Annotated in this window: 20 protein-coding genes; 11 read left to right on the top strand and 9 right to left on the bottom strand. The window is 65.6% G+C overall.

The genetic code is table 11. The features are described 5' to 3' along the window. Positions 1 to 27: 27 nt before the first annotated feature. The 8 genes from chvE to AC1D0O_RS12885 all read left to right on the top strand — a co-directional run bounded on the left by chvE (position 28) and on the right by AC1D0O_RS12885 (position 10,331). The gene (gene chvE, locus AC1D0O_RS12920; protein WP_477653914.1) at positions 28 to 1,098 is read left to right on the top strand and encodes a multiple monosaccharide ABC transporter substrate-binding protein; all 1,071 of its coding nucleotides are present in this window, start codon (positions 28 to 30) and stop codon (positions 1,096 to 1,098) included. Positions 1,099 to 1,228: 130 nt separating this feature from the next. Further along, on the top strand, positions 1,229 to 2,734 hold the full coding sequence (mmsA, locus tag AC1D0O_RS12915) for a multiple monosaccharide ABC transporter ATP-binding protein (protein WP_477653990.1): 1,506 nt from the start codon (positions 1,229 to 1,231) through the stop codon (positions 2,732 to 2,734). 1 nt (position 2,735) lies between these two features. After that, complete coding sequence (gene mmsB / locus AC1D0O_RS12910) at positions 2,736 to 3,953, top strand: multiple monosaccharide ABC transporter permease (RefSeq protein WP_477653913.1); 1,218 nt, start codon at positions 2,736 to 2,738, stop codon at positions 3,951 to 3,953. A gap of 55 nt (positions 3,954 to 4,008) precedes the next feature. Further along, positions 4,009 to 5,535 (top strand): sugar ABC transporter ATP-binding protein, encoded by a 1,527-nt coding sequence (locus AC1D0O_RS12905; protein ID WP_477653912.1) that lies wholly within the window; start codon positions 4,009 to 4,011, stop codon positions 5,533 to 5,535. Continuing rightward, a complete protein-coding gene (locus AC1D0O_RS12900; RefSeq protein WP_477653911.1) occupies positions 5,528 to 6,577 on the top strand; it encodes an ABC transporter permease in 1,050 nt (349 codons plus the stop codon). Before AC1D0O_RS12905 ends, AC1D0O_RS12900 begins: the two co-directional genes overlap by 8 nt. Further along, positions 6,574 to 7,608 carry a galactofuranose ABC transporter, permease protein YjfF gene (gene yjfF, locus AC1D0O_RS12895; RefSeq protein WP_477653910.1) on the top strand — a complete coding sequence of 345 codons (1,035 nt, stop codon included), beginning with the start codon at positions 6,574 to 6,576 and terminating at the stop codon, positions 7,606 to 7,608. Before AC1D0O_RS12900 ends, yjfF begins: the two co-directional genes overlap by 4 nt. A gap of 24 nt (positions 7,609 to 7,632) precedes the next feature. Further along, entirely contained in the window at positions 7,633 to 9,369 is a 1,737-nt protein-coding gene (locus AC1D0O_RS12890) for an IlvD/Edd family dehydratase (protein ID WP_477653909.1), read from the top strand. Positions 9,370 to 9,401: 32 nt separating this feature from the next. Beyond that, positions 9,402 to 10,331, top strand: a complete 930-nt coding sequence (locus AC1D0O_RS12885; RefSeq protein WP_477653908.1) for a dihydrodipicolinate synthase family protein — start codon at positions 9,402 to 9,404, stop codon at positions 10,329 to 10,331. A 32-nt stretch (positions 10,332 to 10,363) separates the two neighbouring features. On the opposite strand, the gene AC1D0O_RS12880 is transcribed toward AC1D0O_RS12885, so the two are convergent. The 8 genes from AC1D0O_RS12880 to atzF form a co-directional block, all read right to left on the bottom strand. After that, positions 10,364 to 11,086 (bottom strand): GntR family transcriptional regulator, encoded by a 723-nt coding sequence (locus AC1D0O_RS12880; protein ID WP_477653907.1) that lies wholly within the window; start codon positions 11,084 to 11,086, stop codon positions 10,364 to 10,366. Next, on the bottom strand, positions 11,083 to 11,463 hold the full coding sequence (gene hpxZ / locus AC1D0O_RS12875; RefSeq protein WP_477653906.1) for an oxalurate catabolism protein HpxZ: 381 nt from the start codon (positions 11,461 to 11,463) through the stop codon (positions 11,083 to 11,085). The genes AC1D0O_RS12880 and hpxZ overlap by 4 nt, the downstream gene beginning before the upstream one ends. After that, positions 11,460 to 12,905 (bottom strand): AtzE family amidohydrolase, encoded by a 1,446-nt coding sequence (locus AC1D0O_RS12870; protein ID WP_477653905.1) that lies wholly within the window; start codon positions 12,903 to 12,905, stop codon positions 11,460 to 11,462. The genes hpxZ and AC1D0O_RS12870 overlap by 4 nt, the downstream gene beginning before the upstream one ends. Next, positions 12,902 to 13,111, bottom strand: coding sequence for an AtzG-like protein (locus tag AC1D0O_RS12865; RefSeq protein WP_477653904.1), 210 nt, complete (start codon positions 13,109 to 13,111; stop codon positions 12,902 to 12,904). The genes AC1D0O_RS12870 and AC1D0O_RS12865 overlap by 4 nt, the downstream gene beginning before the upstream one ends. A 5-nt stretch (positions 13,112 to 13,116) precedes the next feature. After that, complete coding sequence (locus AC1D0O_RS12860) at positions 13,117 to 13,944, bottom strand: ABC transporter ATP-binding protein (protein WP_477653903.1); 828 nt, start codon at positions 13,942 to 13,944, stop codon at positions 13,117 to 13,119. Then, entirely contained in the window at positions 13,941 to 14,774 is an 834-nt protein-coding gene (locus tag AC1D0O_RS12855; protein ID WP_477653902.1) for an ABC transporter permease, read from the bottom strand. The genes AC1D0O_RS12860 and AC1D0O_RS12855 overlap by 4 nt, the downstream gene beginning before the upstream one ends. Positions 14,775 to 14,776: 2 nt before the next feature. Continuing rightward, complete coding sequence (locus AC1D0O_RS12850) at positions 14,777 to 15,796, bottom strand: ABC transporter substrate-binding protein (protein WP_477653901.1); 1,020 nt, start codon at positions 15,794 to 15,796, stop codon at positions 14,777 to 14,779. Positions 15,797 to 15,857: 61 nt separating this feature from the next. Further along, complete coding sequence (atzF, locus tag AC1D0O_RS12845) at positions 15,858 to 17,591, bottom strand: allophanate hydrolase (RefSeq protein WP_477653900.1); 1,734 nt, start codon at positions 17,589 to 17,591, stop codon at positions 15,858 to 15,860. A gap of 228 nt (positions 17,592 to 17,819) precedes the next feature. On the opposite strand from atzF, the gene AC1D0O_RS12840 reads away from it, so the two are divergent. Together AC1D0O_RS12840 and AC1D0O_RS12835 are read left to right on the top strand one after the other, a co-directional pair. After that, positions 17,820 to 18,527, top strand: coding sequence for a haloacid dehalogenase type II (locus AC1D0O_RS12840; RefSeq protein ID WP_477653899.1), 708 nt, complete (start codon positions 17,820 to 17,822; stop codon positions 18,525 to 18,527). Between the two features lie 68 nt (positions 18,528 to 18,595). Beyond that, positions 18,596 to 20,836, top strand: coding sequence for a malate synthase G (locus tag AC1D0O_RS12835; RefSeq protein WP_477653898.1), 2,241 nt, complete (start codon positions 18,596 to 18,598; stop codon positions 20,834 to 20,836). 3 nt (positions 20,837 to 20,839) lie between these two features. On the opposite strand, the gene AC1D0O_RS12830 is transcribed toward AC1D0O_RS12835, so the two are convergent. Beyond that, positions 20,840 to 21,355 carry a hypothetical protein gene (locus AC1D0O_RS12830; RefSeq protein ID WP_477653897.1) on the bottom strand — a complete coding sequence of 172 codons (516 nt, stop codon included), beginning with the start codon at positions 21,353 to 21,355 and terminating at the stop codon, positions 20,840 to 20,842. Between the two features lie 347 nt (positions 21,356 to 21,702). Here AC1D0O_RS12830 and AC1D0O_RS12825 point away from each other — a divergent pair, with 347 nt between their 5' ends. After that, positions 21,703 to 24,312, top strand: coding sequence for a DUF1631 family protein (locus AC1D0O_RS12825; protein WP_477653896.1), 2,610 nt, complete (start codon positions 21,703 to 21,705; stop codon positions 24,310 to 24,312). The last annotated feature ends 68 nt before the right edge of the window (positions 24,313 to 24,380 follow it).

Raw genomic sequence — 24,380 nt, 5'->3', positions numbered from 1 at the left:
ATTCATAACACTCTAGGAGACAATTTCATGAAGCGTACTTTTCTGAAGACATTGCTGGCCGGCCTGGTTCTGGGCGCCATGGGTATTGCACCGCTGGCATACGCGCAGGACAAGGGCAGCATCGGCATCTCGATGCCGACCAAGTCCTCGGCCCGTTGGATCGCCGACGGCGACAACATGGTCAAGGTACTCAAGGAGCGCGGCTACAAGACCGACCTGCAATACGCCGACGACGACATCCCGAACCAGCTTGCCCAGATCGAGAACATGATCACCAAGGGCGTGAAGGTCCTGGTGATCGCGTCCATCGACGGCACCACCTTGTCCAAGGCCCTGCAAAACGCGGCCGACAAGGGTGTCAAGGTCATCGCCTATGACCGCCTGATCAAGGGTTCGAAGAACGTGGATTACTACGCCACCTTCGACAACTTCCAGGTCGGCGTGCTGCAAGCCACTTCCATCGTCGACAAGCTGGGCCTGAAGCAGGGCAAGGGTCCTTTCAACATTGAACTCTTCGGCGGTTCACCCGACGACAACAACGCCTTCTTCTTCTACGACGGCGCCATGAGCGTGCTCAAGCCCTACATCGACAGCGGCAAGCTGGTGGTGCGCAGCAAGCAGATGGGCATGAACAAGGTCGGCACGCTGCGCTGGGACGGTGCGGTCGCGCAGGCGCGCATGGACAACCTGCTCTCGGCCTACTACGGCAAGGACAAAGTCCACGCGGTCCTGTCGCCTTATGACGGCCTGTCCATCGGCATCCTGTCCTCGCTCAAAGGCGTCGGCTACTGCTCGGCGCAGCAGCCTTGCCCGGTGGTCAGCGGGCAGGACGCCGAAATTCCTTCGGTGAAGTCCATCCTGAAAGGTGAGCAGTACTCGACCGTCTTCAAGGACACGCGCGAGCTGGCCAAGGTCACGGCCAACATGGTGGACGCCATGCTGTCCGGCAAACAACCCGAGATCAATGACACCAAAACGTACAACAACGGCGTGAAGGTGGTTCCCTCCTACCTGCTCAAGCCGGTGGCTGTGGATGCCTCCAACTGGAACCAGGTTCTGATTGGCAGCGGTTACTACAAAGAGTCGCAAATCAAGTAACCCTGGTTGAAGCTTGAAAGCACGACGGTCTCGTGCCCTGGGGGCACGGGACTGTTTACGCCCATGGGTGCCCATCACCTTTGGGGCGATTTTTGTACCAAAAGGACAGGCATTGGAAACGATTCTCGAGATGCGCGACATCCGCAAAACCTTTCCCGGGGTGGTCGCGCTGAACAAGGTCAACCTGCGCGTGCGCGCCGGGGAGATCCACGCCATCGTCGGTGAAAACGGCGCCGGCAAGTCGACCTTGATGAAGGTGCTTTCCGGTGTCTACCCGCACGGCTCTTACAGCGGCGACATTGTTTACGAAGGACAGGAGCGCCGCTTCCTCGGTATCCACGACAGCGAACAGCTGGGCGTCATCATCATCCACCAGGAGCTGGCGCTGGTGCCGCTGCTGTCCATTGCCGAGAACATCTTCCTCGGCAACGAGACCGCGCAGCGCGGCGTGATCGACTGGATGGCCGCGCACAGCAAGACGCAGGCGCTGCTTAAAAAGGTGGGCCTCAGGGAATCGCCCGCCACGCTGATCACGGACATCGGCGTGGGCAAGCAGCAGCTGGTGGAAATCGCCAAGGCCCTGTCCCGGCAGGTCAAGCTGCTCATCCTCGACGAACCCACGGCCAGCCTCAATGAAGGCGACAGCCAGGCGCTGCTGGACCTGCTGCTGGAACTCAAGGGCCAGGGCATCACCTGCATCCTCATTTCGCACAAGCTCAACGAAATTTCACGCGTGGCGGACGCAATCACCATCCTGCGCGACGGCAGCACCGTGGAAACCCTGGACTGCCGCGCCGACGCCATCAGCGAAGACCGTGTGATCCGCGGCATGGTGGGCCGCGAGATGGCCGACCGCTACCCGCCGCGCCAGCCGGAAATCGGTGAAACCGTGTTTGAAGTGCGCGACTGGAACGTCTACCACCCGCTGCACACCGACAGGCAGTTCATCAAGGGCGTCAACCTGCAGGTGCGGCGCGGGGAAATCGTCGGAATTGCCGGGCTCATGGGCGCGGGGCGCACGGAACTTGCCATGAGCATCTTCGGCCGTTCATGGGGGCGCCGCATCAGCGGCCAGGTCCTGCTCAACGGCCAGCCCGTCGACGTGGGCACCGTGGAGAAAGCCGTCCGCCACGGCCTGGCCTATGTGACCGAAGACCGCAAAGGCAACGGCCTGGTGCTCAGCGAAGACATCCAGTTCAACGTCTCGCTGGCCAATCTCAAAGGCGTCTCAAGCGCCGCCGTCATCGACAGCGGCCGCGAATACCAGGTCGCGCAAAGCTACCGCGAAAAACTCCGCATCCGGTGCTCAAGCGTCGGCCAGAAAGTCCTCAACCTCTCGGGCGGGAACCAGCAAAAAGTGGTGCTCGGAAAATGGCTGTTCACGAGCCCCGAAGTGCTCATCCTCGACGAGCCCACGCGCGGCATCGACGTGGGCGCCAAGTACGAGATTTACACCCTGATGGCCCAGCTCGCAGCCGAAGGGAAATGCATCATCATGATTTCCTCGGAAATGCCCGAATTGCTCGGCATGACGGACCGTATCTACGTCATGAACGAAGGCCGCTTCATCGCCGAGATGCCGACGGCCCAGGCCTCCCAGGAAAAGATCATGCGCGCGATCATGAAAGCAAGCTGAAATGAACAACGAGTCTTCCAACACCACCACGATTGCCGCAAAAGCCGCCGCTGCAAGCGACAAATCGCCGCTCGACTACCTGAAGCACAACTTCCGCGAGTACGGCATGCTGATCACGCTGGTGGCCATCATGGCGTTTTTCCAGTACATGACCGAGGGCACGCTCATGCAGCCCCTCAACCTCACCAACCTGGTCCTGCAGAACAGCTACATCGTCATCATGGCGCTGGGCATGCTGATGGTGATCGTGGCCGGCCATATCGACCTGTCGGTAGGCTCGGTGTGCGGCTTCATAGGCGCGCTGGCGGCCGTGCTGATGGTGGAGTACGGCTGGCATTTTGTGCCGGCCTCGCTGGTGTGCCTGCTCTGCGGCGCGCTGATAGGCGGGGTTCAGGGCTGGTTTGTCGCCTTCTTCCGCATCCCTTCTTTTATCGTCACGCTGGCCGGCATGCTGGTGTTCAAGGGGCTGGCGCTGGCACTGCTGCAAGGCCAGTCGGTCGGCCCCTTCCCCGATTCATTCCAGATGCTCAGCTCGGGTTTCATGCCCGACCTGCTGAGCAGCGAAGGCCTGCGCATGACCTCGCTGCTGCTGGGCGTGGCGCTGGCCGCCATACTTGCCGTGGCCGGCATACGCGCGCGGGCCAAGCAGCTCAAGCACGGCATCCAGGCCGAGCCCGCCGCCATTTTCTTTGTCAAAACGGCGATGTTCTCGGCGCTCCTGATCTATTTCAGCTACCTGCTGGCTTCCTACAGGGGGCTGCCCAATGTGCTGATCGTGATGGCCGCGCTGATTTTCCTGTTCCACTTCATCACGGGCCGCACCACCATCGGGCGGCGCGTCTACGCGCTGGGCGGCAACGAAAAGGCCGCCAAGCTTTCGGGCATCAAGACCGAGCGCCTGGCCTTCTACACCTTCGTGAACATGGGCGTGCTGGCGGCGCTGGCGGGCCTGGTGTTCGCCGCGCGCCTGAATACCGCGACGCCCAAGGCCGGCCTGGGCTTTGAACTCGACGTCATCGCCGCCTGTTTCATCGGCGGGGCCTCGGCCTCGGGCGGTGTCGGCAAGGTCATGGGCGCGGTGATAGGCGCGTTTGTGATGGGTGTGATGAACAACGGCATGTCCATCCTGGGCATAGGCATCGACTACCAGCAGGTCATCAAGGGCGTGGTGTTGCTGGCCGCCGTGTTTGTCGACGTCTACAACAAGAACAAGGCATGAACCACCCGGCCGTTCTGAGGGCGAATACCGCGGCGCATGGCGCGAAGGCCGCTCCATGACCGTGGCCGACGCCGCCCCCGTGCTGGAGCTTGCGGGCATCCACAAACAGTTCGCGGGTATTCCGGCCTTGCAGGATGTGCGCTTGCGCCTGTATCCCGGTGAAATCCATGCCCTGATGGGGCAAAACGGCGCCGGCAAGTCCACGCTGATCAAGGTGTTGACCGGCGTGCTGGAAGCCAGCGGCGGCCGGATGCAGCTGGACGGACAACCGGTATGGCCCGACTCTCCCCTGGCCGCGCAGCGGCTGGGCATCAGCACGGTCTACCAGGAAGTCAATCTCTGTCCCAACCTTTCGGTGGCGGAAAACATCTTCGCGGGCCGCTATCCGCGCTACGGGCTCGCGCAGGGATTTCGCATCGACTGGACCACCGTGAACCGCCGCGCGCGCGAACTGGTCGCGCGCATGGGCCTGGACATCGACGTCTCGCGCCTGCTGTCCAGCTACCCCGTCGCCGTGCAGCAACTGGTGGCCATTGCGCGCGCCATCGGCATTGAATCCAAAGTGCTGATCCTCGACGAGCCGACCTCCAGCCTCGACGACGACGAGGTGCAAAAACTCTTTGAAGTGCTGCGGCGCCTGCGCGGCGAGGGGCTGGCCATTGTTTTTGTCACCCACTTTCTGAACCAGGTGTACGCGGTGTCGGATCGCATCACCGTGCTGCGCAACGGCAGCTGGGTCGGCGAGTGGCGTGCCAGTGAACTGGGGCCGCAGGCACTGATCGCGGCCATGCTGGGCCGGGAACTGGCCGCGCAATCCACCGCCGCCGCCGTGTCCCCGGAATTTGACGATGCCGCGCCGGCGCTTCTGCAAGCCGAAGGCCTGGGCCAGGCCGGCCAGTTGCAGGCCGTGGACCTGCGCGTGCGCGCCGGCGAAGTCGTGGGCCTGGCCGGACTGCTGGGCGCGGGCCGCACGGAACTGGCGCGCCTGCTGTTCGGCCTGGAGAAACCGGACCGCGGCGTGCTCAGCATCGACGGCCGGACGGTCACTTTTTCCAACCCCGTCGACGCGATCCGGCAGGGCCTTGCCCTGTGCCCCGAGGAGCGCAAGACCGACGGCATCGTGGCCGAGCTCTCGGTGCGGGAAAACATCGTGCTGGCGCTGCAGGCCCGCATGGGCATGCGCCGGTTTTTGTCGCGCGCCGACCAGACCATACTGGCCGAACGCTTTGTCCAGGCGATGGGCATCAAGACCGCGAGTGTGGACACCCCCATCGGCCTGCTGTCGGGCGGCAACCAGCAAAAGGCCATGATCGCGCGCTGGCTCGCGACCGAGCCGCGCCTGCTGATCCTGGACGAACCCACGCGCGGCGTCGACGTGGCCGCGAAGCAGGAAATCATGGAGCAGATCCTGCGCCTGGCCCAGGCCGGCATGGCCGTGATTTTCATCTCGTCCGAAATGAGCGAGGTGGTGCGCGTGGCGCACCGCATCGTGGTGCTGCGGGACCGCCGCAAGGTGGGTGAGTTGCCCGCCGGCAGCAGCGAAGACACCGTCTACGAGCTGATTGCGGCTGAACATGTCTGACGCTTCCCACTCCCCCCTGACAGCGCTGCTTCGGCACCGCCTGGCCTGGCCGCTTATTACGCTGTTCCTGCTGCTCGCCGTGAACACGGTTTTCAATTCCAGTTTCCTGCACGTCGAGTGGCGCGACGGCCATCTGTACGGCAGCCTGATCGACATCCTCAACCGTGCTGCGCCGCTGGTGCTGGTGTCGCTGGGCATGACCCTGGTGATCGCCACCCGCGGCATCGACATCTCCGTGGGCGCCGTGGTGGCCATCGCGGCGGCGGTAGCCGCCTGGATGATTGGCGGGTCGGTGGCGGGAAGCGTGAGCCGCTTCCCCATGCCGCTGGCGATCCTCGCGGCGCTGGGCATCGCGCTGCTGTGCGGGCTGTGGAACGGACTGCTGGTTGCCAGGGTGGGCATGCAGCCCATCATCGCCACGCTGATCCTCATGGTGGCGGGTCGCGGCATCGCACAGCTCATCACCGGCGGGCAGATCATCACCATTTATTACGCGCCATTTTTCTTCCTGGGCAGCGGTTACCTGCTGGGCCTGCCTTTCTCGCTGTTTATCGTGGCGCTGGTGTTTGCCCTGCTTTACCTGGCAGTGACGCGTACGGCCCTGGGCCTGTTCATCCAGGCCGTGGGCATCAACCCGACCGCTGCGCGCGTCGCCGGTGTGCAGGCGCGGCGGCTGGTGGTTGCGGCCTACGCCTTCTGCGCTGTGTGCGCGGGCATCGCGGGCTTGCTGATCAGCTCCAACGTCAAAAGCGCCGACGGCAACAACGCCGGCCAGCTGCTGGAACTCGACGCGATCCTGGCGGTCACGCTGGGCGGCACGGCGCTCACCGGCGGCCGTTTCAGCCTGGTGGGCAGCGTGATCGGAGCCCTGATCATCCAGGCCCTGACTTACGCCATCTATTCGCTGGGCGTGCCGCCCGAGATCAACCTGGTGGTCAAGGCCGTGGTGGTGTTTGCCGTGATGTTGCTGCAGTCGCCTGAATTCCGGGCCGAGGTCGGTATCTGGATGCGGCGGCCGACAGCGCGGGGGATGCGGCCATGAGCCGGGTGCTGGCCAATTCCGTAGGAGCCGCCGCGCCCGTGCCACCGGCAGCGCCGGCGCCGGTGTCCCGTTTCAATCCGAAATACCTGCCGCTGGCGGCCACCATCTCGCTCTTCATCGCCATGGCGACCCTGGGCTCGGTGCTCTACAGCGGTTTTTTCTCGGCGCAGGTCTTTCTCAACCTGCTGATTGACAACGCCTTCCTGGTCATCATCGCCGTGGGCATGACCTTTGTCATTCTCTCGGGCGGCATTGACCTGTCCGTCGGTTCCGTGATTGCGCTGACCACCATGGTGTCGGCCGCGCTGGTGGAGCACCACGGCTGGAGCCCGGCCGCGGTGATTCCGCTGGTGCTGTTCATGGGCACGGCTTTCGGCGCCTTCATGGGATTTCTGATCGAGCGCTTTCGCCTGCAGCCCTTCATCGTCACGCTGGCCGGGATGTTTCTCGCGCGCGGCCTGTGTTACCTGATCAGCGTGGACTCCATCAGCATCACCAACGAGTTTTATTCGGACGTCTCGCAACTGCGTATTCCCTTGTGGGAGGACGCTTCGCTTTCGGTCAGCGCCGTCATCGCCATGGTGGTGCTGTTCGCCGCGGTGTTCATCGCGCACTGCACGCCCTTTGGGCGCGCCGTGTATGCCGTCGGCGGCAACGAGCAGTCGGCCTTGCTGATGGGCCTGCCGGTGCGCCGCACGCTGGTGGGGGTGTACACGCTTTCGGGTTTTTGCTCGGCGCTGGCCGGCGTGGTCTTCACCTTCTACATGCTCTCGGGCTACGGCTTGCACGCCACCGGCATGGAGCTTGACGCCATTGCCGCCGTGGTGATCGGCGGCACGCTGCTCAGCGGCGGCGTGGGATATGTGGCCGGCACCCTGTTCGGGGTGCTGATGCTCGGGATCATCCAGACCCTGATCTCTTTTGACGGCACCCTCAGTTCCTGGTGGACGCGCATTGTCGTCGGCGTGCTGCTGTTTGTTTTTTGCCTGTTGCAAAGGCTGCTGGCAAACCGCGGCCCCAAATCTTCCTGAAACCTCATCTACCAGACACTCCCCATGACAGACCCCAAACGAAAATTACGCTCCACCGCATGGTTCGGCTCGGCCGACAAAAACGGGTTTATGTACCGCAGCTGGATGAAGAACCAGGGCATTCCCGACCATGAGTTCGACGGCCGGCCCATCATCGGCATCTGCAACACCTGGTCGGAACTCACGCCCTGCAATGCCCACTTCCGGAAAATCGCCGAGCATGTGAAGCGCGGCATCTCCGAGGCCGGTGGTTTTCCGGTTGAGTTTCCGGTGTTCTCCAACGGCGAGTCCAACCTGCGGCCCACCGCCATGCTCACGCGCAACCTCGCCAGCATGGATGTGGAGGAAGCGATTCGCGGCAACCCCATTGATGCCGTGGTGCTGCTCACCGGCTGCGACAAGACCACCCCCGCCTTGCTGATGGGCGCGGCAAGCTGCGACATTCCGGCCATCGTGGTCACCGGCGGGCCCATGCTCAACGGCAAGCTCGAGGGAAAGAACATCGGCTCGGGCACGGCCGTGTGGCAATTGCACGAGTCACTGAAGGCCGGCGAAATCCAGTTGCACCAGTTCCTGGCGGCCGAGGGCGGCATGTCGCGCTCCGCCGGCACCTGCAACACCATGGGCACGGCTTCCACCATGGCCTGCATGGCCGAAGCGCTGGGCACTTCGCTGCCGCACAACGCGGCGATCCCCGCGGTGGATGCGCGCCGTTATGTGCTGGCGCAGATGTCGGGTGCGCGTGCCGTCGAGATGGCCCGCGAAGGCCTGACCTTGTCGAAAATCCTCACCCGCGAAGCCTTTGAAAACGCGATCCGCGTCAACGCCGCCATTGGCGGCTCCACCAACGCTGTGATCCACCTCAAGGCCATTGCCGGCCGCATCGGTGTTCAGCTGGACCTGGAGGACTGGACGCGTATCGGACGCGGCACACCCACCCTGGTCGACCTGCAGCCTTCCGGCCGTTTCCTGATGGAAGAGTTCTACTACGCCGGCGGCCTGCCGGCCGTGTTGCGCCGCCTGGGTGAGAACAAGCTGCTGCCGCATCCCGACGCGCTCACCGTCAACGGCCGGTCGATATGGGACAACGTGCGCGAGGCCCCGCAGTACAACGACGAAGTGATCCGGCCGCTCGACAACCCGCTGATCGCCGACGGCGGCATCTGCATCCTGCGCGGCAACCTGGCGCCGCGCGGCGCGGTGCTCAAGCCCTCCGCGGCCTCGCCCGAACTGCTCAAGCACCGCGGCCGTGCGGTGGTGTTCGAGAACCTGGAGCACTACAAGGAGCGCATCGTCGACGAGAACCTCGACATTGACGCGAGCTGCGTCATGGTCATGAAAAATTGCGGACCCAAGGGCTACCCCGGCATGGCCGAGGTCGGCAACATGGGCCTGCCGCCCAAATTGCTGCGCCAGGGCGTCAAGGACATGGTGCGTATCTCGGACGCCCGCATGAGCGGCACCGCCTACGGCACCGTGGTGCTGCACGTGGCGCCCGAAGCCGCGGCCGGCGGGCCGCTGGCCGCCGTGCGCGACGGAGACTGGATAGAACTGGACTGTGAAGGCGGCCGGCTGCACCTGGACATCAGCGATGCGGAACTGGCTGAACGCCTCGCGGCCCTGGATGGCAAGGCCCCCGCGGGCATGCAGGGCGGCTACCAGCGCCTTTATGTGGATCACGTGCTGCAAGCCGACGAGGGCTGCGATTTCGATTTCCTGGTCGGTTGCCGCGGCTCCGAGGTTCCTCGCCACTCCCATTGACACGCTCACTGAATCACCCACCCGCCCCTACCATGAACACCTCCCGCCGGCCGCGCTACCGTGGCATCTTCCCTGTCGCCCCCACCACCTTCACCGAGTCCGGCGAGCTGGACCTTGAAAGCCAGAAGCGCTGCATCGACTTCATGATCGATGCCGGCTCCGACGGCATCTGCATCCTGGCCAACTTCTCCGAGCAGTTCGTGCTGTCGGATGAAGAGCGCGAAACTCTGACCCGTTGCATCCTCGAACACGTGGCCGGGCGTGTGCCCGTCATCGTGACCACCACCCATTACGGCACGAAGATCTGCGCTGAACGCAGCCGCCGCGCGCAGGACATGGGCGCCGCCATGCTGATGGTCATGCCGCCCTACCACGGCGCTACCTTTCGCGTGAGCGAGCCCCAGATTTACGAGTTTTACGCGCGCCTGTCGGATGCGGTCAACATTCCCATCATGATCCAGGACGCCCCAGCCAGCGGCACGGTGCTTTCGGCCTGCTTCCTCGCGCGCATGGCCCGCGAGATCGAGCACGTCGCCTATTTCAAGATCGAGACGGCCGGCGCGGCCTCCAAACTGCGCGAACTGATCCGCCTGGGTGGCGATGCGGTGGAGGGGCCGTGGGACGGCGAGGAGGCCATCACGCTGCTGCCCGACCTTGATGCCGGCGCGACCGGTTCCATGACCGGCGGCGGCTACCCCGACGGCATCCGCCCCATCATCGAGGCACACCGCGCCGGTGACCACGACAAGGCTTACGCGCTTTACCAGCAGTGGCTGCCCTTGATCAATTACGAAAACCGCCAGGCGGGGCTGCTGGCCGCCAAGGCCTTGATGAAGGAAGGGGGCGTGATCGCCTGCGAGGCGCCGCGCCATCCTTTCCCGGCCATGCACCCGGACACACGCGCAGGCTTGCTGGCGACCGCCAGGCGGCTTGATCCGCTGGTGCTGCGCTGGGCGCGGTAGGCAAGCCTGCCTGAGGCAGGCCTACGCGGCTTTCAAGGAGGCGTTCCGGACCCGGCCTGGCGCGCCAGGTGAACCTGGTGCAGCGTGATCTTGCGCACCTCGGCCTGGCTGGTCTCGATATGGGCGCGCAGCAGCATGGCGGCCTGGTCGCCGCGTTTGGCCTGGACCGCCTTGAGGATCTTGGCGTGTTCTTCATAGGTCGCGTCGACACGCGGCTGCTTGATGAAGTCGAGCCGGCGGATGATGCGGATGCGGTCTGTCACGTCGCGGTGCACGCGGGCCATCTCGGCATTGCCGGCGGCCGCCACCAGGGCGCAATGAAAGGCTTCATCCCACTGGGCCACCTGCACGTGGTCGGCGCTGCGCAGGGCCGCCGGCACCAGCCAGATGGCGGCCAGTTCGTCGAGTAGCGCCGTGTCCACCGCCTGGCTGCCGGCGCACAGGCGCTGCACGGCCGTGGTTTCCAGCACCATGCGCAGGTCGTAGAGCTGCTCGAACTTGTCGAAGTCAAAGGGCAGCACGCGCCAGCCGCTGCGAAACAGCACCTCGACGAAACCTTCCTGCTGCAGGCGAAACAGCGCCTGGCGCACCGGCGTGCGCGAGACGCCCAGGCGCTCGCTGATCTCGGTTTCGGTGAAACGGTCGCCCGGCACCAGCTTGAAGGCGGCGATGTCGCGCTTGAGTTCGGCATAGGCCTCGTCGGCGCGCGAATGAAAGGCCGCGCCGGCAACAGGTGATGACGGTGCGCGGCTCATGCCAGCAGGCTCACGTGGGCTGCCACCACGCGCCAGCCGTCCGGCGTGCGCAGCCAGGTCTGGCTCTGGCGGCCGGTTTTTTCGCTGCCGGCGCGTACGAACTCGGTGTTCGCCGTGGCGAAGTCGCGGCCATAGGTGGTGATCACGGTGGTCAACAGGGTGCGGGCCAGCCCCTGCGAGGGCCGGCCGGCGCGGAACGCGCGTATGGCGTCGTAGCCGTAGAGGTTCTCGGTGGCGCCGTAGCGCAGCGTGTGTTCGCTGCGCCAGAACAGCTCGTCAAGCACTTCCACGTTGTTGCTGACCAGCGCGTCTTCGTAACGGGCGAACACGGCCGCCACTTCGGCATGAACGTCGGGCAGGTTGATGGTGTCGGTCATGATTCCCCGATTGTCAGCGAAGCCAGCGGCGCGCGGGCGATGCCGGCGGCCTCCAGCACCGCCGCCGCGCGCAGCGCCAGGTCTTCGCGCCAAGGTGCGGTGATCAGCTGCACGCCTATGGGCAGGCCCGCTTCAGGCCACACCGGCACCGCGCAGACCGGCAGGCCTATGCAGGAAAAGGGCTGGGTCAGCAGGCCCATGCTGGGGCGCAGCGGCAGGCGTTTGCCGTTCAGCTCCAGCCATTGCGCGCCTATGGGCGTGGCGGCGCATGGGGTGGCGGCGGCCAGCAGCACGTCGAAGTGTTCGAAGAGGCCGGCCACGGCCTGCGCGTACAGGCGGCGCACGCGTTGGGCGCGGTCTATCCAGGCGGCCGGCAGCAAGGCGCCAGCCAGGAAGCGGTCGCGCGACAGGGGCTCGAAGTCGCCGGCGCGGCGGCGCAGGTCGTCCAGGTGCAGGGCGCCGCCTTCAGCGTTGGTGATCAGGAAGGCAGCGGCGCGGCCGGCCTCGACCATGGGCAGCTCCACCGTGTCGCGAGCGCCCAGCGCCTTGGCCACGCGCTGCACGGCGGCCCAGGCCTGGGGCTGCGCATGGTCCTGGAAGTAGCCGCCCAGCACGCCCACGCGCAAGCCGTCCATGCCTCGCGTCAGCGATGGCAACGCCGGCTCGGCGGTGCGCTGCGCGCAGCCGGCGTCGCGGCGGGCTGACGGCCCGGCGGCTTCGGGGCCTTGCATGAGGTCATAGGACAGGGCCAGGTCGCGCACCGAACGCGCGAACGGCCCCAGGTGGTCCAGCCCGGAAATAAAAGGGTAGCTGCCGGTGCGCGGCAGCCGGCCGAAAGTCGGCTTGAGGCCGAACACGCCGCATAGCGAGGCCGGCACGCGGATGGAGCCGTTGGTGTCGGAGCCCAGCGCCAGCGGCACCTGGCCCGCGGCCACCGCGGCACCCGAGCCGCCGGACGACCCGCCGGCGATGCGCGTGAGGTCGTGCGGGTTGCGGGCCGGGCCGGCATGGCTGTTTTCGGTGGTGAAGCCATAGGCGTATTCGTCCATGTTGAGCGCGCCTACCAGCACCGCGCCTGCGGCCTCCAGTCGCTGCACCAGCAGCGCGTCGGCTGTGGCGGGTGCACGATCCCGTTCGATGGCAGAGCCTGCCAGGGTGGACACGCCCTGGATGTCGAACAGGTTCTTCACGGCAAAAGGCACGCCCAGCAGGGGTTGCGCCGCCAGGCCCGGCGAGTCGTCGGCGAGTTGACGGTCCAGCAGGGCCGCGCGTTGCCGTGCACGCGAAGCGGTGACTTCAGTGAACGCGTTGATGCGGCCGTTGGTGGCCTTGATGTGCGCGAGGCTGGCTTCGACCAGCGCGCCGGCGCTGACCTCGCGCGTGCGTACCGCATGGGCCATGGTTGTCGCGTCGCCGCGCAGGTACTCGGCGGCGCTGCTCATCCGGCGGCCTCGGTGAAGGGTTCAACAGGCACAAATACCGGCGCCGGGTCGTCATGCGCATCCAGCGGCACGGCCTGCAGCTGCGCGGCAAAGCCGGCGGCCAGCGCGAAGAACTGCAGCATGCCGGGCCGGTGTTCGGGACTCAGCGGCAAGTCCAGCGCGGCCGCGGCGGCATCGACATAGGCCTCTATTTGCGCGGGGGTCATGCGGTTCAGCGCCTGACTTCGCGCTGGAAGATCTCCAGGCTCAGTTTCTTGGTGCGGATGAAGCTGGCTTCGGACAGCGTCTCCACCGTGCGCGGGCGCGCATCGCCGTAAGGCAGGATTTCGGCCACGCGCGTCGGGCGCTTGGTCAGCAGCAGCACCTGGTCAGCCAGGTAGACGGCTTCCTCCAGGTCGTGCGACACCAGCAGCATGGTGGTGCCGGTCTGCATGAAGACCTCCTGCAGTTTTTCGCGGATGAACAGTGTCATCTCGAAATCCAGCGCCGAGAACGGCTCATCCAGGAACAGCACCTCCGGATTGGGCGCCAGCGCCCGCATGATGGAAGCCGTCTGTTGCTGCCCGCCCGAAAGCTCGTAAGGGTAGCGGTTCAGGTCGAACTTCACGTCGAACGACGCCACGAGCTCGGCCATGCGCCTGTCCACCTCGGCCTTGGATTTGCCTTCGAGCTTGAGCGGGTAGGCGATGTTGTCGATGGTGCGCATCCAGGGGAACATGGCTTCGCGGTAGTTCTGGAAGACGTAGCCGATCTTGGTGTCCTTGAGCGACTTGCCGTCAAACAGGATTTCACCCGCGTCGATGGGGATCAGCCCCGCGATCATGTTGATCAGCGTGGACTTGCCGCAGCCGTTGGGCCCGAACACCGAGACGATCTTGTGCTTGGGAATGTCCAGGTTGAAGTCTTCATACAGCGGCCAACCGGCGAAATACTTGGTCAGGCCGCGAATCGTGATGTGCGTGCCGGCCGGGCCGGGCTGGAATTCACGCACCGGGACGTCGGCATACACGCCGCCAGGGATGGTGAGAACTTCAGTCATCTTCCACTCCAGTGAACAATGCGGCGCTCGGCGATCAAGAAAAGAATGTTGAGCGCATACCCCAGCGCGCCGGCCGCCAGGATGGACGCATACATGTCCTTCACGTTCATGACCTGCTGCGAGTTGATGATGCGGTTGCCCAGGCCGGAGTCGGCGCCTATGAACATCTCAGCGACGATCACGATGACCAGCGCCATGGACACCGCCGAGCGCAGGCCGACAAAACTCGGCTGCAGGCTTTCCCAGATCAGCACGTCCTTGAACACCTGCCAGCGCGAGGCGCCCATGACTTTGGCCGCCATCACGCGCTGCTTGCGCGCGTTGATCACGCCGTAAGCGCTGTTGAAGACCACGATCAGCAGCGCGCCGAAGGCGGCAATCGCCACTTTGTTGATGTCCGATACGCCGAAAATCATCAGGAACAGCGGGATCAGCGCCGAGGACGGCGTGGAGCGGAAGAAGTCGATCAGGAACTCGACGCTCCGGTAGGCTTTCTCGTTGCTGCCCAGCAGCACGCCCAGCGGCATGCCGACGGCTGCGGCGATCAGGAAGGCCTGCACCGTGCGCCACACGGTGACCGCGAAGTCCTTGAGCAGCGGCCCGCCGGCCAGGCCGCTGAGCAGCGCGCCCAGCGCATCGATGGGGGGTGGCAGCAGGATGGCCTTGATGAAGCCCAGCCGTACCGCGAGGTCCCAGATGATGAAGAGCGCCAGCGGGCCGATGAAGGGCAGGGACTTGTCCAGCGCCGGCTTGCGCTGGACGGCGGCGGCCGGCGCTGCCGGAGGCGCCCAGGGTTTTACCGGCACAGCTGTTGCAGTGGGTGTGTCCATGTTCAGCCTTTGTAGAGCATGGTGTCCACGATCAGGCGAGAGCTGAAAATGCCTTTTTCGGAGAACAAGTCGAAGAACTTCTGGAAGTGCGCCACGTCGGCCGGCGTGAATTCGTTGTACATGGTGTAGGCGGCCAGCGGCACCTCGCCGGTCAGCGGGCCTTCAATCGCGGTGTAACCCTTGAGGTACTGGCGCGCCTCAACCGACTTGCTTCGGACATAGGCCACGCCTTTGCCGTAGGCGGCGACGAATTTCTTCGCGGCGTCGGGGTTCTTCTTGATGAAGTCCGAGGACAGCGAGGCCGAACCGCCGAACCACGGCGCCATCGGGTCGCCCAGCACGTAGCGCGCGATCACGCCGGCTTCAAGCACGCGGGTGGTGCCGTTCATGCGGCCTATGGTGCCGGTGGGCTCCAGCGTGTAGGCGCCGTCGATCTGGCCGGCGGCGAGCGCGGCCACATGCTGGCCTATGGGAAGTTCGACCACGGTCGCGCCGGTGGCGCCGCCACGTTCCAGCACGGTCTTGGCCAGCGTCACGTTCTGGATGCCGGGGCCGGAGCCCACGCGCTTGCCCTTGAGGTCGGCCATCACCTTGGCGGGGCTGGCAGCAGGTACGATGACCTCGTCGAGCACGTTCTTCACGTTGCTGGGGTTGGAGCAGAAGATCTTGAAGGTGCCGGGCTGGGCGATCTCGCCGATGGCGATGTTGGCCGAGCCGGTTCCGTTGGCGGTGCCGTCGGCGCGGCCCGAGAGCACCGCCTCCATCACCTGCTGCGCACCGGCGAACTTCAGCGGCTCCACATCCAGGCCGGCTTCCTTGAAGTAGCCCAGCTCGATCGCCGAGTAAAACGGCAAACCGGCCGCGATGGGCCAATAGCCGATGCGGATTTTCGGCCCGCCCTGCGCGCGCAGGATGGCGGGCATGCCCAGCATTCCCAGCGCCGCGCCGGCGGCCGTGGCCTTGATCAGCGTGCGGCGTGCCGGGCCGGAGGTGGCGGATGACGGTGTGGGAACGGGCTTCATGGAATGCTCCTGCAGGTGATGGATAAGCGATGGATTGATGGGGTGAAAGTGAATGGAAAATTCAGACCGGTGCGGCGGACTTCAGTGATGCGAGATAAGCGCGCCAGCCGCCCAGGTGTGTGATGTCCTCGGCGCCTTGCAAGGCGTGCGCCTCGCAGAGGAAACCCTGGACGCTGCCGCCGCCTTCCAGCGCCAGCGTGCCTATGCCCAGCGGCGCGGGAATCAGCGCCACGAAGGAGCCGTAGTGCTGCAGCGGCATCTCCCAGATTTCCAGTGCAATGGCCGCGCCTTCGCCGGGCGCCACGCGCAGCAGCCCCGGTTTGGGCGGCACCGTACCGGGCAGGGCGTAAAAGCGGTAGTCGGGCGCGGTGCGCGCCGGGCCGATCAGCGTGGCGCCGCGCGAGCTCAACTGGCTGTTCAGCGGCATGCCCGACAGGTGTGCGCCCACGACGGCGAGCCTGACGGTGGCCGGCGGCTTGATGCCCGGCAAAGCCACGGGCGCGGGCAGCGCTTCACTCAATGCGCCCTGCGGCAAGCCGGTGGCGTGGTGGTAGCGTTGCCCGAGTTCGGCGAGTTGCCAGTCGCTGCCCCCCAGCCCCACCAGCGTGATGCCGAAAGGCAGGCCGTCGGGCCGCAGGCTGCTGGGCACGGAAAGCGCCGCGTAATCCAGCAGGTTGACGAAGTTGGTATACGTGCCCAGGTGGCGGTTCAGCGTGATGGGGTCTTGCTGCATGGCCTGCAGCGTGTAGTGCGTGGGCGCGGTCGGCAGCAGCAGCACGTCGATGTCTTGCCACATCGCGGCCGCCTGCTGGCCCAGCGCGCGCAATTTTGTCTGGGCTGCGTACAGGTCGGCGGCGCTGTACTGTTTGCCCGCGGCGATGATGCCGCGCACCGGCTCGATCACCGCGTCTTCGTGCGCGTCGAAAAAATCGCGCACGGCGGTGTAGCGTTCGGCCACCAGCGCGCTTTCATAGAGCAGCGCGGCCGCCTCGGCCAGCGGCGCGAAATTGATGGGCACCGGCACGCCGCCCAGGGCTTGCATGCGGGTGACGGCTTCGCCAAAAGCCTGCTCGGCCAGCGCGTCGCCGCAGAAGCTCAGTGTTGAAGGCACACCGAAACGAAAGCCTGCGGGCAAGGCGGTGTCGGCCATCGCCAGCACGCGCGAGTAGGGATCCAGCGGGTCGTAGCCCATGGCCGCTTCGAGCACGCGGGCGGCCGTGGCCACGGTGCGCGCGAAGATGGAGACGCAGTCCACGCTCTGCGCGGCCGGCACCACGCCGCGCGCGCTGACCACGCCTTTGGAGGGTTTGAGGCCCACGATGTTGTTCAGGCCCGCCGGCACGCGCCCGGAGCCCGCCGTGTCGGTGCCCAGCGCGAAGTCCGCCTGCCCGGTCGCCACCACATAGGCGGAGCCGGAACTCGACCCGCCTGATATATAGGCCGGGTTGATCGCGTTGGGGACGGCGCCGTAGGGGGAGCGCGTGCCGTTGAGGCCACAGGCGAACTGGTCGAGGTTGGTTTTGCCCAGCAGTTGCGCACCCGCATCGAGCAGCTTCTGCACCACGGCGGCGTGTGCCTTGGGGGTATAGGCAAAGGCGGGGCAGGCGGCTGTGGTGGGCACGCCCGAGACGTCGATGTTGTCTTTGACCGCGAAGGACAGGCCGGCCAGCGCGCCGCTGTTTCCGGGGAGGAAAGACGGCGTTTTGGTGATCCAGGCTTGCGGCGCGAGCGCGCTGTCCGCGCCCGCAGGGGCCGTTGCCGGCCCAGGCGCAACGGGCTCCGTGGGAGGATTCAATGTTGAGGAGGTGTGCACCACTTAAAGGCATCCATACTTGTGTACAAGATGAGATGCAAGAGCTGTGCCATCCGCATGCCGTCTGTCTTGTCTCCTGCTTTAGCCTGGACTTCGAGCGTGTCGGGCCTCGTTCGGAAGCATTGCCTTTTCATTCCATGCATTTAAGTCATTAATAAAACAATTTCGCGTCCATTAATCGGCGAGGCTGTATCAAATAAAGTAGAGGCCATGGAAAAATCACGCCCTGGCTCCCCGGCTCCTTTGCGCGCCGTGCTGTTCGACGCTTACGGCACGCTGTTCGACGTCTACAGCGTGGGCCTGCTGGCCGAACAGCTGTTCCCGGGAAAGGGCCAGGCGCTAGGCCTGCTGTGGCGCGACAAACAGATTGAATACACCCGTCTGGTGACCACCAGCAGCGGCGGCGCGCACTACCAGCCGTTCTGGGACCTCACGCGCGCCGGCCTGCGTTATGCCTGCAAGCGGCTGGGGCTGGACCTGGGCCAGGGCCAGGAAGACCAGCTCATGAACCAGTACCGCCACCTGTCGGCCTTTCCGGAAAACCGCGAGGTGCTGCAGGCGCTGAAGGCGCGCGGCGTGGCCACCGGCATCCTGTCCAACGGCGACCCGGCCATGCTGGGCGTGGCCGTCCGCTCGGCCGGGCTTGAAGGCCTGCTGGACCACGTGATCAGCGTGGACGCGATCCGCAAATACAAGACCGCCCCCGAGGCCTATGCGCTGGGGCTCGAGGCCACCGGGCTGGAGGCCAGGCAGGTCGCCTTTGTGAGCTGCAACGGCTGGGACGCGCTGGCGGCCACCTGGTACGGCTACCAGACGCTGTGGGTCAACCGTTACCAGCTGCCGTTTGAAGAGCTGGGCACGCAGCCCGTGTACACCGGCAGCAGCCTGCGCGACGTGCTCGCGCTGCCGTTCCATTGACGCCATCGACTCCATCGATTCACTCACGCTTTATTTATTCTTGCTTTTACGAAAAAAAGGGACATCACATGAACACCAGCACTGCCTCCAACACCGCGCGCACCGCCAGCTACCGCCTCCAGGTGGCGACGGAGCTTTACCGTTTCATCGAAGACCAGGTGCTGCCCGGCACCGGGGTTGCCAGCAGCGCCTTCTGGAAAGGCTTTGACGCCATCGTGGCCGACCTGGCGCCGAAAAACATCGCCCTGCTGGCCGAGCGCGACCGCCTGCAAACTGAAATGGATAGCTGGCACAAGGCCAAGCCCGGCCCTATCGCCGACATGCCGGCCTACCGCGCTTTCCTCGAAAGCATCGGCTACCTGGTGCCGCAGCCCCAAAAGGTCGGAATCACCACGGCCAGGGTGGACGACGAACTGGCGTTGCAGGCCGGCCCGCAGCTTGTGGTGCCCATCCTGAACGCGCGCTACGCGCTGAACGCCGCCAACGCGCGCTGGGGCAGCCTGTATGACGCGCTTTACGGCACCGACGTGATCGCGGAGACCGATGGCGCCGAAAAAGGCAAGGGCTACAACCCGGTGCGCGGTGCCAGGGTGATTGAATACGCGCGCTACGTGCTGGACCGCACCGCGCCGCTCAAAAAGGGTTCGCACATCGACTCGACCGGCTACGCCGTCAAGGGCGGCAAACTGTTCGTCACGCTCAAGGGCGGGAAGAAGGGCGCGGTGACCACCTCGCTGGAAGACACCGCCCAGTTCATCGGCTACCAGGGCAAGGCCTCCGAGCCCTCGTCGGTGCTGCTGCGGCACAACGGCCTGCACCTGGACCTCCGCATCGACCGCGACACGCCCATCGGCAAAACCGACGCGGCCGGCGTAAGCGACCTGGTCGTCGAAGCGGCGCTGTCGACCATCCTGGACCTGGAAGACTCGGTGGCCGTGGTCGACGCCCAGGACAAGGTGCTGGCCTACCGCAACTGGCTGGGCATCTTGCAGGGCACGCTGACCGAAAGCGTGAGCAAGGACGGCAAAACCTTTACCCGCGGCCTGAACCCGGACCGCGAGTACACCTCGCCCAAGGGCCTGCCCGTCACGCTGCACGGCCGCTCGCTGATGTTCGTGCGCAACGTCGGCCACCTGATGACCAACCCGGCGGTGCTGTACACGGCGGCGGACGGTTCCACGCGCGAAATCCCCGAAGGCATCCTGGACGCCGTGGTCACGACCACGATCGCCATCCACGACCTCAAGCGCAAGGGCAAGCCCGGCATCAAGAACTCGCGCAAGGGCTCGGTCTATATCGTCAAGCCCAAGATGCACGGCCCGGCCGAGGTGGCGTTTGCCGCCGAACTCTTCAGCCGCGTCGAAAAAATGCTGGGCCTGCCGGACAGCACCGTCAAGCTCGGCATCATGGACGAGGAACGCCGCACCAGCGTCAACCTCAAGGCCTGCATCGCCGCCGCTTCCAGCCGCGTGGCTTTCATCAACACCGGCTTCCTGGACCGCACCGGCGACGAGATGCACACCGCCATGCATGCCGGCCCCATGATCCGCAAGGGCGACATGAAGGCCAGCGCCTGGATCGCCGCCTACGAAAAGAACAACGTGCTGGTGGGCCTGTCCTGCGGCCTGCGCGGCAAGGCGCAGATCGGCAAGGGCATGTGGGCCATGCCCGACCTCATGAAGGCCATGATGGAGCAGAAGATCGCCCACCCCAAGGCCGGCGCCAACACCGCCTGGGTGCCCAGCCCCACCGGCGCCACGCTGCATGCGCTGCACTACCACCAGGTCAAGGTCAGCAAGGTGCAGAAGGAACTCGAAAAGACCAACGCGAACAAGGAGCGCAACGCCCTGCTCAACGGCCTGCTGCAAATCCCCGTGACGCGCACGCCGGCCTGGAGCCTGGAGGCGAAGCAGCAGGAACTCGACAACAACGCCCAGGGCATCCTCGGTTACGTGGTGCGCTGGATTGACCAGGGCGTGGGCTGCTCCAAGGTGCCCGACATCCACAACGTCGGCCTGATGGAGGACCGCGCCACGCTGCGCATTTCGAGCCAGCACATGGCCAACTGGCTGCTGCATGGCGTGGTGACAAAAGCGCAGGTCAAGGAAACCTTTGAACGCATGGCTGCGGTGGTCGACAAGCAGAACGCCGGCGACGCGCTGTACAAGCCCATGGCCGGCAACTTTGAGACCTCGGCGGCCTACAAGGCAGCCTGTGACCTGGTGTTCAAGGGGCTTGAACAGCCCAGCGGCTATACCGAGCCGCTGCTGCATGCCTGGCGCTTGAAGGTCAAGGCCGGCGCTGCTTAAAACCTAGAGTTCGCCGGCGTCCACCAGCTGCCGCTGCCTGATCACGAGGCGCAGGCTTGGATGCCCCGGCCTGCCTGAGCGGAACAGCATCACGTCGGCGTCCGCGCCGGCCCACGATGCGGTGTCGGGTAGCGCGCCAGGCGCGGTGCCGAAGGCCGCGAGTTCCGGGCCCAGCTTCGCGCGCAGCGATTGCAGCAAGGCTGTCTGCGTCCGGCCCAGCGCTTCTTCGGCGCCAGGATTGAGGAGCACGAGGTCCATCTGCGCGAGCTTCTCGTGCGCAAAAAACAGGGTCTGCTCGAAATGCGCGTCTTCGCACAGCGCGTCGGGCACGCGCAATGTACCCAGCGCGCCCGATGACAGGCGCCGCGGCGACCTGACGGGCTGCGCATCCGCGAGGGCTGCCGCGACCTGTTCCTGGCTCATGCCCAGCAGGGCGGTGTTTTCCAGCACGGTGTGGGACCAGGCGCCGGAACTGTGCCACAGCGCGACGGCCAGCAGCCATTGAGGCCGAAAACCCAAAGAAACAGGGCCAAGTGACGCCAAAACTCGCTCCGAGGAAGGGGATGCCGTCCGGGCGCCGAAAGTGTTGCGCCAAACCGACCTTTACAAAGAAGCGCCGATCTTACAAAAAACCCTCCTCCAAACGTTCATTCGGGGGATTTAAGCGGCAGCTTGCGCTGCGTTGAGGGAAGAGCGCCGCAGGAATCATATGTGTGCAGGCGAAACCAAGTGAAACACTTTGCAAGCGTCCCAATGGAAACACGGTTGGCCTTTACGCTAGACATCTCTCTGGCCCCCGGCACGTATGGTTGCAAGCTGGCTGGCTGAGCGCTTTCACTTCATATTTCCGGAAATCCTGGCTCCAGATGGCTTCGCAACCTGACGTTCTTCAATCCTGTCTCCAGTCGGCAGCCACAGCGGCGCGGCCGGCTTTGGAAAAGTGCATGGAAGATGCGGTGGCGGGCCTGCAGGTGGCCGAGACGCAGAGCATGAAAGTGGCCGAACGCGACGAACTGGCCACGGCCTGGCGCGAACTGCTGAAAAACAAGCCCGCCTGGGCCCAGCAGTACCCGGCCGACCTGATGGTCCATTTCAAGGCCAATGCGGCCGCCGCGGCGCAGGCGGCCCGGGCCCCCGAATCCTCTTCCGGGGAACAGCCGGCCGCGCCGGCCGCGGCCTCCTCCAGTGCTTTCGCAAGCCTGACGCACGCCAGCTTCTCGCTCGTCGACGACCGGGACGTGTCGAAGGCGATCGAGTCTTCACGGCTGCTCCAGCTGGTGCTGCCGGCCGTCGACCACGTTCTGGCCGAACTCAACAAGCTGATCAGCACGGTGCAGGGCCTGCCCAACGTGCGGCCCGAACTCAACCCGCTGCGCCCCGAAGTTTTCGCACAGACCCTGCGTGAGATGGCGGTGGCGAGCAAAGCCGAGCCGGCGGTGGTCTCGCTGTGGCTCAAATACATGGCCGACCCGCTGGGGCGTGAGCTCAAGCGGCTCTATGAGCGGCTGGTCAACCAGCTTGAACTCGCCAACGTGCAGGGTGCGACCTACCGCGTGCTGCAAACGCCGGCCAGCGTGGGCCGTGGGCGTGGCCAGGGCGGAAACGGTTCGAGCGCGGCGGCTTCCGGATCCGGCGGCGGTGCCGGGGGCGGCGGAAACGGCGAAGGTGCCGGTGGTGGCGCTGAAGGCGGCTTCGGTGAGGGTGGCGGCAAGCCGGCGCCGCAATACGCCGACCTGTCCAACTACGAAATACGCGACGAGCTGTTCCAGGACTTCCTGTTCCACGGCGGCAGCAATGCCCACCACGGCCTGACGCCTTCGTACTACGAGACCGTTGAAGAAGAACTGGCCGCCCTCCACGCCGCGCCCGACTCCGGTTCCGCGCCGCTGGCCGAGTCACGCCCCGGCTACCTCTCCGACTATGAGGACATGCCGGCCGTTGATCGCCCGCAACGCCTGGTCGACGAGCGCAGCCAGCTCAGCTCGCAGGTGTGGGGTTCGTATGCCAAGCCGCGGGAACGCGCCATTGTGCGTACCCAGCTCAAGAAAGAAGCCCGCCAGGTAGGCCAGGTGCTGGGCCTGGAGGTGGTTCGCAAACTGGTCAACCAGGTGGCGCAAGACCCGCGCCTGCTGGTGCCGGTGCGCGAGGCCATCGTGGCGCTGGAGCCTTCGCTGCTGCGCCTGGCCATGGTGGACCCGCGATTCTTCAGCGACGAAGGCCATGCCGGGCGCCGCGTCATGGAGCGGGTGGCCCAGCGCAGCTTCAAGTACAACGACGAATTCAGCCCTGAGTTCCTGGCCTTCTTCGAGCCGGTCACGCGTGCCTTCAACGAACTGAACGGCCTGACGATCGAAGATGCCCAGCCCTTCGGCATGGCGCTGGCCGCGCTGGAATACAGCTGGGACGAGCAGGACCAGCTTGAGGCGGAAAACCGCAACAACGTGCTGCAGGCCCTGCGTTTTGCCGAAGAGCGGCAGACCCAGGCCGACCAGATCGCCTTTGAACTGAGCACGCGCTCGGACCTGGACAAGGTGCCGGGCCTGGTGCTCGATTTCCTGTTCGGCCCCTGGGCGCTGGCCATGGCGCATGCCAAGCTCGCCGACACGCGCAACCAGATCGACCCCATGGGCTTCGGCTCGGTGGTGCCCGACCTGCTCTGGAGCGTCAAGCGCGAGGTCACCCTCAAGCGCCCCGCCAAGCTGATCGAGATGATTCCCAGCCTGCTGGCGAAGCTGCACGAAGGGCTGGACCTGCTGGGGCAGGACCCGCGCGAGAGCGAGCCGTTTTTTGAAGGCCTGATGAAGCTGCACAGGCCGGTGCTCAAGCTGCGCCGCCTGAAAAGCCAGCGCGATGCCGAAGAGTCGGGCGTGGCGCCGCTGGACTCCGGGTCCATGCCGCTGGAACCCGAAGAACTCCCGGCCACCCCGGAGCAGCGCCGCGCCAAGGCCGCCGCCCATCCCTGGCTGGCGCGCGACGAACTCGATGCGGCGGGCTTTGAGGACACGCTGCCGACAGTGCCCGGCGAGCTCATGCCGCTGGAAGAAGAACACGAACAACCCGCCGCCGCCGCGGTGCAGGCCGCGCAGCCCGTCGAGGAAGAGGTCGATTCTTCCCATGCCGAACTCCTCGCCGAGCAGGAGGCTTCCGCCAGTGCCGCGCCGGCCCTGGCCCAGAGCGATGCCGAGCGCCTGCTGGCGGGCCTGCGGGCCGGCCACTGGGTCGACCTGTACTCGCGCCGCCGCTGGCTGCGCGCGCAGCTGATCTGGGCCAGCACCCGGGGCACGCTGTTCATGTTCGTGAGCCACGGCGGCCAGCCGCATTCGATGACCAAGCGCAGCTGCGAACGCCTGCTGCGGGAGCGCCTGCTCAGGCCGGTCGACAACCAGGGCGTGGTGGCGCAGGCGCTGGACGCGGTCGCTTCGGAAGTCGCGACCCAGGCGGCGCCGGCCAGCCAGGCCGAGCCGGAAACCGCGTAACCCCCCGGTGCTGTAGGAAGCGCCCCGCGTGCCGCACGCGGCGCTGTCTGACGCCCCCGCGCACGGCC

Source organism: Polaromonas sp. P1_F2 (assembly GCF_056405735.1).
This window is presented reverse-complemented; position numbering and strand designations above follow the sequence as displayed.